This is a genomic window from Sphingomonas sp. IC-56 (assembly GCF_021043375.1).
Taxonomy (GTDB): Bacteria; Pseudomonadota; Alphaproteobacteria; order Sphingomonadales; family Sphingomonadaceae; genus Sphingomonas.
In genome coordinates this window covers 174,214-189,972 of sequence record NZ_JAJNDV010000005.1, presented here as the reverse complement: position 1 = coordinate 189,972, position 15,759 = coordinate 174,214, and the positions used below count along the sequence as shown (strand labels likewise).

10 protein-coding genes are annotated in these 15,759 nt (G+C 65.4%); 6 read left to right on the top strand and 4 right to left on the bottom strand.

The window, feature by feature from the left end:
• Positions 1-27: 27 nt before the first annotated feature.
• On the bottom strand, positions 28-327 hold the full coding sequence (locus LQ953_RS09110; protein ID WP_231030413.1) for a DUF6496 domain-containing protein: 300 nt from the start codon (positions 325-327) through the stop codon (positions 28-30).
• A gap of 10 nt (positions 328-337) precedes the next feature.
• On the bottom strand, positions 338-1,396 hold the full coding sequence (locus LQ953_RS09105; RefSeq protein ID WP_231030412.1) for an SMP-30/gluconolactonase/LRE family protein: 1,059 nt from the start codon (positions 1,394-1,396) through the stop codon (positions 338-340).
• Between the two features lie 159 nt (positions 1,397-1,555).
• On the opposite strand from LQ953_RS09105, the gene LQ953_RS09100 reads away from it, so the two are divergent.
• Positions 1,556-3,391 (top strand): glycoside hydrolase family 9 protein, encoded by a 1,836-nt coding sequence (locus tag LQ953_RS09100; RefSeq protein ID WP_231030411.1) that lies wholly within the window; start codon positions 1,556-1,558, stop codon positions 3,389-3,391.
• A 387-nt stretch (positions 3,392-3,778) separates the two neighbouring features.
• Here LQ953_RS09100 and LQ953_RS09095 read toward each other — a convergent pair whose 3' ends face one another.
• Positions 3,779-7,318: a TonB-dependent receptor gene (locus tag LQ953_RS09095; RefSeq protein WP_231030410.1), complete on the bottom strand. Its 3,540-nt coding sequence runs from the start codon at positions 7,316-7,318 to the stop codon at positions 3,779-3,781.
• 236 nt (positions 7,319-7,554) lie between these two features.
• Here LQ953_RS09095 and LQ953_RS09090 point away from each other — a divergent pair, with 236 nt between their 5' ends.
• The 5 genes from LQ953_RS09090 to LQ953_RS09070 are packed head-to-tail and all read left to right on the top strand — an operon-like array spanning position 7,555 to position 14,699.
• Positions 7,555-9,069: a tryptophan halogenase family protein gene (locus LQ953_RS09090; protein ID WP_231030409.1), complete on the top strand. Its 1,515-nt coding sequence runs from the start codon at positions 7,555-7,557 to the stop codon at positions 9,067-9,069.
• Positions 9,045-10,562 carry a tryptophan 7-halogenase gene (locus tag LQ953_RS09085; RefSeq protein ID WP_231030408.1) on the top strand — a complete coding sequence of 506 codons (1,518 nt, stop codon included), beginning with the start codon at positions 9,045-9,047 and terminating at the stop codon, positions 10,560-10,562. The genes LQ953_RS09090 and LQ953_RS09085 overlap by 25 nt, the downstream gene beginning before the upstream one ends.
• Complete coding sequence (locus LQ953_RS09080; RefSeq protein WP_231030407.1) at positions 10,559-12,163, top strand: tryptophan halogenase family protein; 1,605 nt, start codon at positions 10,559-10,561, stop codon at positions 12,161-12,163. Before LQ953_RS09085 ends, LQ953_RS09080 begins: the two co-directional genes overlap by 4 nt.
• Positions 12,160-13,692 carry a tryptophan halogenase family protein gene (locus LQ953_RS09075; RefSeq protein ID WP_231030406.1) on the top strand — a complete coding sequence of 511 codons (1,533 nt, stop codon included), beginning with the start codon at positions 12,160-12,162 and terminating at the stop codon, positions 13,690-13,692. The genes LQ953_RS09080 and LQ953_RS09075 overlap by 4 nt, the downstream gene beginning before the upstream one ends.
• A complete protein-coding gene (locus LQ953_RS09070) occupies positions 13,689-14,699 on the top strand; it encodes a cupin-like domain-containing protein (RefSeq protein WP_231030405.1) in 1,011 nt (336 codons plus the stop codon). The genes LQ953_RS09075 and LQ953_RS09070 overlap by 4 nt, the downstream gene beginning before the upstream one ends.
• Before the next feature lie 15 nt (positions 14,700-14,714).
• Here the strand turns inward: LQ953_RS09070 and LQ953_RS09065 are convergent, their stop codons facing one another.
• Entirely contained in the window at positions 14,715-15,746 is a 1,032-nt protein-coding gene (locus LQ953_RS09065) for a cupin-like domain-containing protein (RefSeq protein WP_231030404.1), read from the bottom strand.
• Positions 15,747-15,759: the final 13 nt, after the last annotated feature.

The window sequence follows — 15,759 nt, the reverse complement described above, 5'->3', positions numbered from 1 at the left end:
TATCCGGAATGTTTCCGGCGGGCGGCGTCAGGAGACCGCTTTGGCAAGCTGCGCCTTGCTCATCTTCGAGCGGCCCGCGATGTCCTGCTTTTGCGCCCTTTCGTACAGTTCCGCCTTTGTTGGGGCATCGCCACTGCTCTGGCGGCGGCGCCTGGCGTTCTGCTGAGGCGTTTGCTGGTTGGAGGCACCCGACTCGCTAAGGCCGATCGCAACCGCCTGACGGCGGCTCTTCACCTTCTTGCCGGCGCCTGTCTCGAGTTCGCCTTCCTTGAACTCGTGCATGACGCGTTCCATCGTCGCCATTTGACCGCCCGTCTGTTTGGCCATGTCGTCCTCCTCAGGCCGGCTTGAACGAGAACAGCGCCGTGGGCAGCGCGGGCGGTGCGTCCGGCTTGAACCAGTAGGTGTCCTGAATATGGCTGGCGGTGACGTACAGCGTACCGTCCGGCCCTTCCGACATGGTGTCGGGCCAGCGCAGGCGGCCGTCGGTGACGACGTGCTCGGTGCCCGAGCCGGTCCAACGCGTGACCGAGTTGTCGGTCGGCGAGGTCACATAGAGCGTGTTGTTGCTGCTCATCCACAGCCCATCGGCGACGTGGGTGGTGCCAACCGTCTCCACCGCAGCCTCGACCACTTCCTTTGGCGTGTCGGCCGTCAGCCGCCCGGTATCGATCGCATAGAGCGTGCGGCCGGTCAGCGCCTGCCAGCAAAGCTTGCTGCCATCGTTCGCGATGGCGATGCCGTCTGCCGAAAAGGCCGGCTGGCGTCCATCGGGGCGGCGAAGCGGCGCGCCATCGACTTCGACTGTCACATCCTTCTCCATCTGCGTCGAGGGATGGCCGTCAAGCGCGCGAAACGCAGTGCCGGCTTCCAGATCCACGACGATGATGGCACCGCGGGTGCCGGAGTCTGTGATATAACCCGTCCGTCCGTCGGGGCTGAAACGGATGTCGTTGAGATAGGTGCCCTGAAGCGCCACGTCGCCCGAGAAGCCGATGACCTTGGTCACCTGGTTCGTGGCGAGATCGATCCGGACGAGCTTGGGACCACCTTCCAATATCTTCTCGTTGCCCGGGGCGGCGGGATCGAGGACCCACAGCGCGCCGTGACGATCGGCGACGACAGACTGAACGCAGACGAAATAGTCCTCGACCGGCATTTCGTTCTGTTTGGCGTTGCGCCAGCTGTTCCACTTCTCATCGGGATAGGGCCTGAGTTCGCCGCCGGGCAGCAATTCGGCAACCGAGATCGGCGAGTCTTCGGTCCAGCGCGGAAAGTTGACGAAGATGCGCCCGTCAGGACTGACGGTGACGCCAGTCACCTGGTGTTCAAACCTGGCAACCTCGGTAAGTGCGACCGGAACGCTGCCGCGTTGATCGAGCTGTTGTTCATCCATGATCCGCTCCCAAGTCCACGCGCATGCGAACGCAAACTTGCAGCGGGCCCTTCCGTTGCGTCCGATCACGCCTGCAGCGCAATTCGAACGGGTTGCGTTGCCAAGTTCGACGACAAGCTTATGGTACCGCTCACAAAATATAGAAGTGAGAGGGTGCCGATGTTGTTGCGCTGGAAGCTGTCCACTGCCCCCCTGCGCGCCGTGTTCCTGGCGGCCGCTGCTGCGCTTTCGATCGGCGCAGCCAGCCCCGCGCCTGCCATCCGGCTGAACCAAATCGGCTTCCTGCCTGATACCGCCAAGCGCGCAGTGGTTGCCGCCGCATCGACCAAGCCCCTCGCGTGGCGGGTAGTCAACGCGAGCGGCAGGATCGCCGCGCAAGGATCGACAACCGTGATCGGCGACGACGCGGCGTCGGGCGATCACGTCCATCTTGTCAGCTTTGACGGCGTGACGGCGCCTGGCACCTACCGCATCGAAGTCGCCGGGCAGACCAGTCGCGCCTTTGCGATACGCGCCGGGCTCTACGCCCCGCTGGCGTCGGCGGCGCTGAACTTCTTCTATCAGAACCGCGCCGGGATTCCGATCGAGGCGCGCTATGCCCGGGGCACGCAATGGGCACGGCCAGCCGGGCACCCCAAGGAAGTCGCGCCTTGCTTCGAGGGCGCGGACGAGCGCGGCACGGAGTGGCCAGGGTGCAGCTACACGCTCGACGTGACCGGCGGATGGTATGACGCCGGGGATCACGGCAAATATGTCGTGAATGGCGGCATTGCGCTGTGGACTCTGCAGAACCTGTACGAGCGCCAGGCCGCCGCTGGGCGGTTTGCCTTCGCCGATGGCCGCGCTCGCCTGCCCGAGGCGGGCAATGGTATCGATGACCTGCTCGACGAGGCGCGATACGAGATGCGGTTCCTGCTGGCGATGCAGGTGCCCGAGGGCACCCGTGCACAGGTGCCGGTGGGTCCGTTGCAGCCCGGCGCAAAGCTGACGTTCAGCACCATCAATGCAAGTGGCATGGCGCACCAGAAGGTCGCCGACCGCAACTGGACCTCGCTTCCCACCCGCCCGCACGAGGACAAGGAAGACCGGCTGCTCTATCCGCCGACGACCGGCGCGACGCTCAACCTGGCGGCGGTGGCCGCGCAGTGCGCTCGGATCTGGCGAAGCGTCGATCCAACGTTCGCGGCGACATGCCTGAGCGCAGCAAAGCGCGCCTATCAGGCGGCGCTGCGCAATCCGCAGGTTTATGCCACCAGCAGCTTCACTGGCAGCGGCGGCTATGGCGACAATGACCTGTCGGACGAACTATATTGGGCGACCGCCGAACTGTGGGCTGCCACTGGCGAGGCGACCTACGGGGACGCGTTGCGGGGCATGCCCGCGCATCGCGCGGCGGTGCGCGAGCCCAATTGGGGCAATGTCGCTGCGCTGGGCGCGATCACGCTGGCCAGTGCGCCGGGCGTTCCGCAAGCCGAGGCAAGCGGCGCCAAGGCAGCGCTGGTGGCGGCGGCCGACGGGTTCCTGGCCGAGGAAGCGCGTTCGGGGTATCGCATTTCCTATGCGACGCTTGCTTATCCCTGGGGCTCCAATTCCTCGATCCTGAACCGGGCGATGATCCTGGGTCTTGCGCACCGCTTCACCGGAGACGCGCGCTATCGTAACGGCGCGGTTGATGCGATGGACTATGTGCTGGGTCGCAACCCGCTCGACCAGAGCTATGTGTCGGGCTTTGGCGCGCGGCCGCTGATGAACCCGCACCACCGGTTCTGGGCGCACCAGCTTGATGCGTCGCTGCCAGGGCCGCCACCGGGCGTGCTTTCGGGCGGGCCGAATTCCACCTCGATGGGCGATCCCGTCGCAGCGCCGATGAAGGGCAAATGTGTGCCGCAGCGCTGCTGGAAGGACGACATCGCGGCGTACACGTTCAACGAAGTGGCGATCAACTGGAACGCGCCTCTGCTGTGGGTAGCGTCGTATCTGGACGGCAACGCATGATGATCTCACCAGCATAGGGCGGAGAATAGCGCCGCCTTATGCTGGTCGATCCGGTGCATCTCAATTTTTCCGGGCGCCAGGTCGTGCCCTCATGAGTAGGCGTGGTCAGGGACGGCTTTCCGCCCGCTTGTAAGTTCGTGTGAGACAGTTCGCGGGGGGTCGCTGAGCCGACACTACGGTCGCCCGTCCGCTTCTGCTTTGCTTGATCACCGGTTTGACCATTCGCAGGGATGGCGTCGCGCCTACTTCCGCGAGCCTGAAGGCCACTCAGCAATCCTGAAAGCCCTGACTGTTCGCGGGAGAGCGAATCCAGGCGACACGGATCACCTGGGCACAAAAAAGAGGCGGCGCTTTCGCACCGCCTCCCTTTTGTTGCCGTCACTGCGCTCAGTAGTTGGCGCGCAGGATGATCGAGTAACGCCGGTCGTTGGTGAAGTACGACCGCGGCGCCAGATCGTTCGATCCTGCCTTATAGGCCTGGAGCAGCTTGGTGGTCGTGTTCGTCAGGTTCACGCCCTGTACGCCCAGTTTGACGTACTTGTTGAGGTTGATGAACGCCGACGCGTCGAGCTGGCCGTTCGCGTCGTTGAAGATCGACGTGTACGGGAAGATCACGTCTGCTGCAGTGAGCAGGAAGCGCGACCGCCAGTTATACGCCGCACGCAGCGAGATCGGACCGCGCTCATAGAAGACCGTGGCGTTGACGTTGTGCTTGGACAGACCCTCCAGCGGCAGGTTGCCCTTGGCGACCGTCGACGTCGAGGACGGCGTGCCACCGTTCAGGAACGAGTTCGGAAGGCCAGAGCTGTCGATGTACGTGTAGTTGCCGTTGAAGCCCAACCCACCGAGCACGCCGGGCAGGAAGTCGAAGGTCTGCTGATAGGCAATCTCGAAGCCCTTGATCTTGCCCTTGCCCTCAAAGTTCTCCGGCCCGCGTGCCTGGATGCTCTGGGTAATACCATTGTTGGTGAGCGTCCGATTGACGAGCGACTGGTAGAAGAACCCATCTACCGTCTTGTAGAAAGCGTCGATCGACAGCTGGCCCACGCGGCCGAAATACCATTCAAGCGTGGCGTCGAACTGCCATGCCGTTGCAGGCTTCAGGTTCGGATTGCCGGCGTTGATGGTGACCGTGCCGGAGCCAGGCTCAAGCGCGTAGGTCACGTAAGGCCGAATGTTCGCGAAGTCCGGGCGCGTCAGCACCTTGGAGGCCGCGAGACGGAAGATCAGATCCCGCGAGAGGCCCAACTTCAGGTTCGCGCTGGGTAGCCAGTAGCTGTAGCTGTTCTTGAACGAAGCCGGCACGGCCGCATAGCCATCCACAGCGAAGTTCTGAAGCCGGGTATACTCCGCCTCACCCAGGTTGCAGACGCCGCTCGGCTGAACCGTCTGAGTCGTGCCATCCGGCAACTGCCGAACCGTCGCTACGCAGCGGGTCGAGAAAGGATCGACCACGCCGAGTTCGGTGCGGTTGGGGACCGCGGTCGAGGTACGCGAGTAAACGTCGGTATGGACGTAGCGGACACCGATATTGCCCGACACGCGAACGTTGCCAAAGACCGGATCGTTATTGCCGAACTGCACCATCGCATAAGCGGCGGAGTCTTCCTGGCGGACGTTCGAAACTTCGGACGGCAGGAAGGCAGTACCGGCAATGGCGCCTGCGCGCTGGCCTGCACCCAGGAAGCGGTTGCTTGCCGTCGCACCGTTGGTGCTGCGCCAGATGTCGTTCTGCGTCTGGAAGAAGCTGACCGCATCGTTGTAACCGTTGATCAGGTCGCCATTGTAGTAAAAGGCCTGCGGCGGAGCCGAGGTCTTGCCGCGGAAGAAGTTGTCGAAGCTGTACAGCGACGAACGGCTGGTATCGCCCTGGTTGAACGTGACCGGTGCGCCCGACCAGACTTCGCTGATCGCACCCCAGTTATAGGCGGTGTAGCGCACGTCCTGCTGACGCTCGGCATAGCGTGCGCCGAACTTCACGCGCTGAAAGAACTCGCCGTCGTCGAACTTGTACGCGAAGTCGCCCTTGATCTGGTATTCGTCGCCTTCGCTCTGCTCGATGTGATCCATCGCCGCGCGCCAGAACTGGAAGTCGCGGTTCTGGAAATATTCCGAGTCGCTGGCGGCCGCCATCGCAGGATTGGGCGATGCCCAGTTCGCGGCAAGCGTCAGCGGCTTGTGCGTGATGACGTTTGGCAGCTTGCCGGTCAGGTCGAGTTCCTGGTCGGCGAAGGTTGAGCCGAAGACGCTGAGGTCGACGACGTCGTGCCGTGCATAGGTATAGTCGACGTCCAGCGCGATCGACCAATGATCGTCCGGGTTCATCCGCAGGTTAAGGCCCGCGTCCTTGACAGTGTTTTCGTCGAGCACCTGACGGCGCGACAGCGACTGCTGCATGCCGCCGGTCGGAACCGTGGTGGTTGCAGAGCCGCTGGAAGCCGTGCGCCAGCCCGAGCCCGGCAGCGTGATGAAGCCGCTCTGGAACGTGCCATTGCTGTCATACACGAAGTTGGGGAAGGCGTTGCCCGTCGGGTTGTAGCCGTTGCCACGCTGATCCGTGCCGAACACGAACTGCCCGGAGCCGTTCAACTGGCACTCCGCACGCGTGGTGGCGTTGCCAGCACCGTTGACCGGGCCGTTGCCGTTCTGCTGACAGCCGGCAGGATAGGTGTTGTATTCCGAAAGATCCGGCGCAGTTTCGAACGTGTGCTCGCCCCAGGCGTTGCTGGAGTGCGTGCGCAGGAACTGCGCCGTGAGCGTCGTGCGCTCGTCGTTGCTCTGCCACTGCAGTGCCAGCGCCTGGCCGTCACGCTTACGGTTGTAGTCCTGGCTGCGGTACTGGCCGCCGATAGGCGCATAGGCAACGCTGAGCGGGTCGGCGAAGCCGTCAGCGCCCGCCGTGCCGGGCGCGCCGCAGACATTGAGCGGGTTCGGGAACGTCGCGCCGCCGACGCCGGTCACGTTACCTGGCTGCAGCGTGAAGCCGTCGGTGCCACCCGGAAGCTGGTTGCGGCAGGTCACGGTGGTGTTGGTGCCCGTGCCGGTAGCGGCCTGGACGCCGTCACGCGTCTGGAAATTGGTGACCTGGATACCGTCCGCGCGGCTCTTGAGCTGCGAATAGGATGCGTTGCCCAGGATACCGAAGGTACCGATGCCGGTTTCCCAGGTGTTGCTGATCAGCAGCGAGCCGGTCGGCGACCATTCCTTGGCGAAATCGCCGTAATTTGCCTCGATGCCGCCACCGATGTGGAAGCCCTTGTTGTCGAGCGGCTTGCGGGTATTAAGGTTGACCGTACCGGCCAGACCGCCTTCGATCAGGTCGGCAGTGGCATTCTTGTAGACCTCGACCGAGCCGAGCAGCTCGGACGGCACGTCGGCGAAGTTGATCGCCTGACCGCCGATGCCGGCAGAGAAGGTGTCACGCCCGTTGAATTCGGAGCGCACGAAGTTCAGGCCGCGCACATTGACGCCCGAGCCTTCGACCGAGAAGTGGTCGGGGTCGTTGTTGCCCGCAAAGCGGTTGATAGAGACGCCCGGAACGCGCTGCAGCGCTTCGGTGACCGAGCGGTCAGGCAGCGCGCCGATATCCTGGGCGGTGATCGCGTCGACAACGGTGTCGGAGTTACGCTTGATGTTCTGGGCGTTGGCCAGGCTCTGGCGAATACCGGTGATGACGACTTCGTCACCCGCCGCAGCCGCATCGGCCGGAGCATCCGTCGCATCCTGCGGCACCGTCTGTTCGGCACCGGGCGCATTGGTGGCAGTCGTCGCGCCGGCGGTGTTCTCTCCGCTGGCTGCGGCCGTCTGCGCATAGGCCGGCGTACCGAGTGCGAACACGCACATCGCCGTTGCCGACACACCCAAGCGCAATGTCTTCTTGCGGGACGCGTTTACGTCAGCCGCGTTCAAAATGGCATCGATGACCATTGAGGCCCCTCCCGTTGATGTCTCGGCATCTTAGTGCACGAATCTCGCGCAGTACCGTACCCGCTGCAAGTACGGCGCGCGTTTCCGGCTCGCAAGTCTTTATGTTCGCGCTAACAAAAAGTGCGGCGCTGTTGCTTATTAGCCACGCCGGGACGCTAGCCAAAGTCGGGACAGCTGATATGAACCGGCAAAAGCATCGCCGGCAATAAAGGCGGCAGTTTTTGGGGTGGGAACGCATGACGAGGCCGGACCGGCAGCGTGTCGTGGTAGTGGGGGGCGGCACATCGGGCTGGATGACCGCGGCCGCGCTCGTCAAGCTACTGCCAAATCGCTGCCACGTGCATCTCGTCGAATCGGAAGCAATCGGCATCATCGGCGTCGGCGAGGCGACTCTGCCGCACATCCGCGCCTTTAACGAACGCCTCGGCATCAACGAAGCCGAGTTCATGGCCACCACCCGCGCCACGTTCAAGTTGGGCATCGAGTTTCGCAACTGGGGCCGGATCGGCGACAGCTATATCCATCCGTTCGGCACCTTTGGGCGCGGCACGGGCGACGTTCAGTTCCACCATTATTATGCCCGGCTTCTGCATGCCGGGGTCCAGCTACCCCCGATCGAGGCGTTCTCGATGGCGTGCACGCTGGCCCGCGCCAACCGGTTCGCGCCGCCGTGGCCAGATCCCCGCCAGATCGCCTCTACCTTCGGCTATGCCTATCAATTCGATGCGGTGGCGTTCGCGCCCTATCTGCGGCGGTTTGCCGAGGCGCTGGGAGCGGAGCGCACCGAAGGCAGGATCGTCGACACTGAGCGCGAGGGCGAGAGCGGCAACATCAAGGCGATCGTGCTGGAAGACGGGCACCGGATCGAAGGCGACTTGTTCGTCGACTGTTCGGGCTTCGCGTCGCTGCTGATCGGCAAGACGCTGGGCGAGCCGTTCCAGGACTGGTCGCGCTGGCTTCCCGCGGATCGCGCCGTGGCCATGCCCTGCCGCACCGCGACCGACGTCACGCCGTATACCAGTGCCATCGCAATGCCGGCGGGCTGGCGCTGGCGCATTCCGCTTCAGCACCGCACGGGCAATGGTTACGTCTTCTCGAGCGACTTCGTGTCGGAAGAGCATGCCGCCGACGCACTCACCGCTGCCGTCGAAGGCGCACCGATGGCGAGCCCTCGCACATTGCGGTTCAAGGCCGGGCGCCGGGAGCGCAGCTGGGCGCATAATGTAGTCGCGATCGGCCTGTCGGGCGGGTTCCTGGAACCGCTGGAGTCGACCAGCATCTACCTGGTGCAGCAGGCGATTACCGCTCTCATCGAACTGTTCCCGGAGCAGCGGATCTCGCCGTTTGACCGCGACGAGTTCAACCGCATCGTCGACATGGAATATGACCGCGTCCGCGACTTCCTGATCCTCCATTATCACGCCACGCAGCGCGACGACTCCGAGTTTTGGAACTACGTCCGCACCATGCCGATCCCGGACAGCCTGGCCGAGAAGATGGAGCTGTTCCGCCGCCGCGGCCGCATCGTCAAATATCGCGAGGGCGCGTTCCTCGACGCGAGCTGGGTGTCGGTCTATCTTGGCCAGCGGGTGATTCCGGCCGGGTTCGATCCGCGCGCGACAGGTCCTTCGGTGGAAAGCTTGATCGCTGGCATGCACCAGATGCAGGCGGAGATCGGCGCCGCCGTCACGGCGATGCCAGAACACCTCGCCTATCTGGAACGCTATTGCCCGATGCCGGCCGCCGCATGACGATGCTGGACGATCCGGTGCGCAGCGTCGTGGTGGTCGGCGGCGGCATTGTCGGCTGGTCGGCGGCGGTCGCGCTCAAGCGGCGCGTGCCCGGGCTGCCGGTGACGATCGTCACCTCTCCGCCACCCGCGAACGCACTTGCCGACCGGATCGCGCAAACCCTGCCATCGACCGTGGGCTTCCACGACGATCTGGGCCTGCGCGAAGACGATGCGGTGCTGCGCGCGGGTGGCAGCTGGCGCCTGGGTACGCTGTTCGAGGGTTGGGCGCAGGACCATCCCGGCTATGTGCATGCCTATGGTCCATATGGGCAGCCATTTGGCACCGCATCGTTCCACCATCACTGGGTACGTGCCGCACATGCCGGGTCGGCAGCGCCCTTTGACGCGCACGCACCCGCCGCGATGCTCGCCCGCGCAGGGCGCATGGTGCCCTCCGAGCCTGAGCCAGGTCCACCATTTGCCGGCATCCAGGCGGGTCTGGTGCTCGACATCGACCGATATCGGGCGATGCTGGCCGCCTTCGCGCGCCACCTGGGCGTCATCATTCGCGAGGGCATTGTCGCGGACGTTCGGCTGCGCGGCGAGGATGGCTTTGTTGAGGATCTGGTGCTCGCCGACGCAAGCGTGGTTGAAGCTGACCTGTTCGTCGACGCCGCAGGACCTGCCGGCGTCGTGCGCGGAGCGATCGACGCGCAGTGGGAGGACTGGCAGGGTTGGCTCCGCGCGGACCGCTTGCTCCAGGCGCAGGCTGCGGCCTCCGCTCCATCTCCGCTCGATCACGTCGTCGCGTTTTCTGGCGGATGGCAGTGGAGGACTTCCGCGCCCGCTAAAACGCTACACGGCCTCTGCTATTCCAGCGCATTCCTGAGCGACGCAGACGCGCATCAGCGACTGGCCGAAGATGCGGGCGTTGAAGCCGGCGTCGCGCCGATAGCGTTTAAACAGGGTACTCGCCCCGAACCTTGGGCGCGCAACTGCGTGGCAGTGGGCGACGCGGCCACCGTCATCGAGCCGCTGGAATGGACCAACCTGCATCTGGCCCAGAGCGCAATCGATCGGATCGTTTCGATGATGCCGGGCCGCGCCTGCCACCCCCTGGAGACGGCCGACTACAACCGGCAGGCCAGCGCCGAGGTCATGCGCGTGCGCGACTTCGTGCTTTGCCATTATGCGACCGCCGGGCGTACCGAGCCGTTCTGGCGGCGCTCTGCCGACCTGCCCGCCAGCCTCGCGCACACGCTGAAGCTGTTCGGCGAGCGCGGCCGGCTCCCCTTCTTCGAGGAAGAGACCTTTGCACGCGACAGCTGGCTTGCCGTCCTGCTCGGCCAGGGGCTGATCCCCGGCCGTACGGACCCGCTGATCGAGGGCGCTCCGCCCGCTCAGTCGGACGCAGCAATGGCCGGCTACCGCGCGGCGATTTCGCGCGCCCTTCTCCAATTTCCCACCGCCGCGGAACATCATGCGGCGCAACTCAGACGGATCGCCCGATGAACGAACACACGATCCGCAACGTCGTCATCGTTGGCGGTGGCACCGCCGGGTGGATGGCGGCTGCGGCATTCTCACGCTTCCTCGACAATGGCGTGGCGCGCATCACGCTGGTGGAGTCGGAAGAGATCGGCACCGTCGGCGTGGGCGAAGCGACGATCCCGCCGCTGCTTACCTTCAATCGTATGCTCGGCATCAACGAGAACGACTTCATCCGCGAGACCGGCGGCACCTACAAGCTGGGCATCGAGTTCGACGGCTGGGGCGATATCGGCGAGCGCTATTTCCACCCCTTTGGCGCGCACGGCCATGATCTGGGCGGCGTCCATTTCCACCAGCTCTATCTGCGCGAACGCAAGCGCCGGGTGATGCAGGACATCTCCGCCTGGTCGATGAGCGCGGTCGCGGCGCAGGCCGGCAAGTTCGCCCGTCCGGCCGAAGGCGCGCAGTCCGCGGTGAAGGAACTGCTCTACGCCTTCCACTTCGACGCCGGGCTCTATGCCCGATTCCTGCGGCGCTATGCCGAGGCGGGCGGCGTCCAACGGATCGAGGGCAAGATCGTCGATGTCGCGCTGCGCCCCGATGACGGCCATGTCGCCGCGGTGAAGCTGGAGGACGGCCGCTCCGTCGAGGGCGAGCTGTTCATCGACTGCTCGGGTTTTCGTGGGCTGCTGATCGAGGAAGCGCTCGCCACCGGCTATGAGGACTGGCGGCATTGGCTTCCCTGCGACCGCGCGGTGGCGGTGCCCAGCCGCTATTCGGGCGATCCGGACCCCTTCACCCGCGCCACCGCGCGCGGCGCCGGCTGGCAGTGGCGCATTCCCTTGCAGCAGCGGATGGGCAACGGGCTGGTCTATTGCAGCGACTTCATGACTGCCGAAGCGGCCGAGCGCGAGCTTCTCGACAATCTGGAAGGCGAGCCGCTTGCCGAGCCGCGCCACCTCTCCTTCGTGACCGGTCGCCGCAAGCTGGGCTGGAACCGCAACGTCGTGGCGCTGGGGCTGTCCTCGGGTTTTGTCGAGCCGCTGGAATCGACCTCGATCCATCTGGTGCAGTCGGGCATCGCCAAGCTGATCGCGCTGTTCCCAGACCAGCGCTTCAACGCGATCGAGCGCGACGAATATAACCGCCAGATGCGCGACCTGTATGAGGATGTGCGCGACTTCGTCATCCTGCACTACAAGGCGACCCGCCGGTCCGACACGCCGTTCTGGGACCGATGCCGCAATATGGACGTGCCCGACACCCTGCAGCGCAAGATCGACTTGTTCCGCGCCAAGGGCCGGGTGTTCCGCGAAGCCGCGGAGCTGTTCGCCACCACCAGCTGGGTCGCGGTCTGCCTGGGCCAGCACATCGTGCCCGAAGAGCACGAGCCCGCCGCGGACGCCCTCGACGAGGAAAAGGTGGCCGGCGCGCTGGAGCAGATGCGGCAAGGCTATCTCCAGGTGGCGGCGCAGCTGCCGAGCCATGGCGACTTCCTGCGCCACACCGGCGCCTCGCTCGCGAACGCGCCCGCGGCTCTGGCGGCGGTGCCCGCGCAAGGGGAGCCCAGCTTCTCCTTCGCGTCCGAAACGCCCTTCAACTTCTCGGCCAATCCGCTGTGAGGGCAGACGCGATCCGCCGGGTGGTGATTGTCGGCGGCGGCACCGCCGGCTGGATGACGGCCGCCGCGATCACCCGCATCATGGGCGAAATGCCTGACTTCTGCGTCGAACTCGTCGAATCCGAAGAGATCGGCACGATCGGGGTGGGCGAAGCGACGATCCCGCAGATCGTCTTGTTCAACAAGATGCTCGGCATCGAGGAGGCCGACTTCGTCCGCGAAACCCGCGCGACCTACAAGCTGGGCATCGAGTTCGTTGATTGGGTGCGGCCCGGCCACCGCTACGTCCACCCGTTCGGCTTCTACGGCCTGGATATGAAGGGGATCGAGTTCCACCACTTCTGGCTGAAGGGCCGGGAATTGGGCGACCCTACCCCGCTCGACGCCTATTCGCTCAGCATCGTCGGGGGTCTTCAGGGCCGCTTCGCGCATCCCCGCCCCGACCAGCCTGCCTCGCCGCTGTCCAAGCTCGGCTATGCCTTCCAGTTCGACGCCGGGCTGTACGCCCGCTTCCTGCGCCGGCTGGCCGAGGGCAATGGCGCGGTCCGCACCGAGGGGCGCATCATCGACGTGGAGCGCGACGCGGAGACCGGCCATGTCGCCGCGGTGCTGCTCCAATCGGGCAAGCGCGTCGAAGGCGACCTGTTCCTCGATTGCTCGGGCTTTCGCGGGCTGCTGATCGAAGGCGCGATGGCGGCCGGGTTCGAGGACTGGACCCACTGGCTGCCGTGCGACCGCGCCGTGGCGGTGCCGTGCGAGAATGGCGGCGACCGCCAGCCGCTTACCCGCTCCACTGCGCGCGGCGCCGGCTGGCAGTGGCGCATCCCGCTCCAGCACCGCATCGGCAATGGCTATGTCTATTCCTCCGCCCATATCTCCGACGATGAAGCCGCGGCCACCCTGCTCGCCAATCTGGACGGCAAACCCCTCGCCGACCCTCGGCCGCTGCGCTTCACCGCCGGCCATCGCCGCCGTGCCTGGGTGGGCAACGTCGTCGCGCTCGGGCTCGCCGGCGGGTTTCTCGAGCCGTTGGAGTCGACCAGCATCCACCTCGTTCAGTCGGCGATCGCCCGGCTGCTCACCTATTGGCCGACCCGCAACTTCGACCAGCGGGAGATCGACCGCTTCAACGCCGCGCATGTCTCCGACTATCTCGAGATCCGCGACTTTCTTGTGCTGCACTATAAGGCCACGGAGCGCGCCGACACGCCCTTCTGGGACTATTGCCGCACCCTGGAGCCGCCGCCCGCCCTCGCCGACAAACTCGCCATCTTTGGTGCCAATGGCCGCATCTTCCGCGAAGGCAACGAACTGTTCACCGAAACCAGCTGGCTGTCGGTGATGGTCGGCCAGGGTGTCGAGGCCGGGGGCTATCACCCCGCCGCAGACCTGCTCTCGGACGCCGAAACCCTGTCGCGGCTTCAGCACATCCGCCAGGTCGTCGCCGACACTGCCTCGATCATGCCGCTCCAGGATGACTATCTCCGCCAGATCGGCTGCGATCCAGCCGCGCTTGCAGCCGCGTCATGACCTATCCGCCGCTACCCGAGATCGACGGCATCGACCGCCGCACCTTCGAGCAGGAAGTACGCCCGGCCGCGCGCCCGGTGGTGTTGCGCGGCTTGGGCCGCGACTGGCCTGCGGTGCAGGCGGCGCAAGAGTCCGCCGACAGCGGCATCGCCTATCTCACGCGATTCAGTCATCCCCAGCCGGTTCCCGCGATCCTCGGCGAACCCGAGATCGGCGGGCGCTTCTTCTACACGCCCGATCTGAAGGGGCTGAACTTCGTCCGGGGCCAGAGCCCGCTCGACCCGTTTCTCGACCGGCTGCTACGCGACCGCAATCATGCCCGGCCCTACGCGATGGCCGTCCAGTCGGTGCCGCTGCCGCAGCTCCTGCCCGGCTTCACGGACGAGAATGCGACCAGCCTGCTGCCGCCTTCGGTCGTGCCGCGGATGTGGCTGGGCAATGCGATCCGCGTTGCCACCCATTACGACCTGATGGAGAATATCGGCGTCGTGGTTATGGGCCGCCGGCGCTTCACGCTGTTCCCGCCCGACCAGATCGTCAACCTGTACATGGGGCCGCTGGAGCTGACGCCTGCGGGAACCCCGATCAGTCTGGTCGATCCCGACGCGCCCGACCTCGATCGCTTCCCGCGGTTCGCCGAAGCTGCGAAGTTGGGCCAATCCGCGACGCTGGAGCCGGGCGACGCGATCTACATCCCCTTTCACTGGTGGCACGCGGTTGAGTCCCTCGACCCCGTCAACGCGTTCGTCAATTACTGGTGGAACCCCGCGCCTGCCGGCATGGGCAACCCGTATGACGCGCTGCTCCACGCGCTGGTCACGATAGGATCGCTGCCCGACGATCAGCGGCAGGTCTATCGAACGCTGTTCGACCACCTCGTCTTTCGCCAGAACGGCGATCCCGCCGCGCATCTGCCGGACGATGTGAAGGGCATAATGGGTCCGCCGGACGCCATCACTGCCGCGCGGATGCGGGCGACGCTGCTGGAAAGCTTCTCGCGCGCTTAAATTGCGGGAGCATGCTCAGATTCGCCCGCCGAGCATTCTGATCAGGAAGCCGCGCAGCCGTTCGGTGCGCGCCGGGCTGCCCGCCGCCAGGATCCCGCGCGCCGGCTCGGGCAGATGGTCCGCGGCCTTGCCGGCTTCCGGCCCGAACACATAATGGTCGAACCAGGATCGCCACGCCGCCTTCTCGGGTGCCGGCAGATCGCGGATGCTCATCAGCGCATGGATCAGCGCACCGAAAGGCGAAGCGGTCGCCTCGGCATTCCACCAATAGTTCACCAACACGTTCAGCCGGTCGAGCGCGCGAACATGATGCCACCAGATCGCTGGGATAAAGATCGCATCCCCCGGCTCCAGCTCGGCGACTTGCGCATGCGCCATCGCCTGCTCGAAGCGGGGATAGCGCGCCAGGTCGGGCGCGTCGGGGTCGACCATGCTCGAGGGCGGTCCCGCTAGCGTCTGATCGAGCGGACCGATGTAGAGGTTGGCGATCTGCTCGGGCGGAAACAGGGTGAAGCGGCGCCGCCCATGTACGACGCAGGCGACGTTGTTCGACTGATCATAATGCGTCGCGACTTGTGTCGCATTGCCGATCCACAGGCGGGCCGGCGCGTCACCGGTCGGCAGGTTCAGCGCGTTGTCCGCGTCCCAGCCGGGCAGATGCTCGGGTGCAGTGGCGGCATTGGCATACAGCGCATGCGGCGCCGCCACCTCCTGTTCGGCAAAGCGCAGGAGTTCGCCCAGCAATTGGCCGAGCGGCACTTGCTGGCGGTTGAAATTGAACCCCGACAGATCGTCATTGTAGAAGAACCGACCAGCGATTTCCGGCGCGCCGATCATCACCTCCAGCGGCCGGCCGCCGCCGAAGCGGGCAAGATACTCGGCCATTGGCCGGTCGCCGCGCGCGCCGGCCTGGACCGCCGCCCAATGCCGCACCTGCCCGCGCAGGATCACCGGGCGGTACCCATGCACAACTTCGCGCGCGAACGTCTCGCCATCGACGGCGGGCCGCTCAGCGACGTTCAGGCAGACCTGTTGGGTAGGAGACATGGTGTGGCGCTAT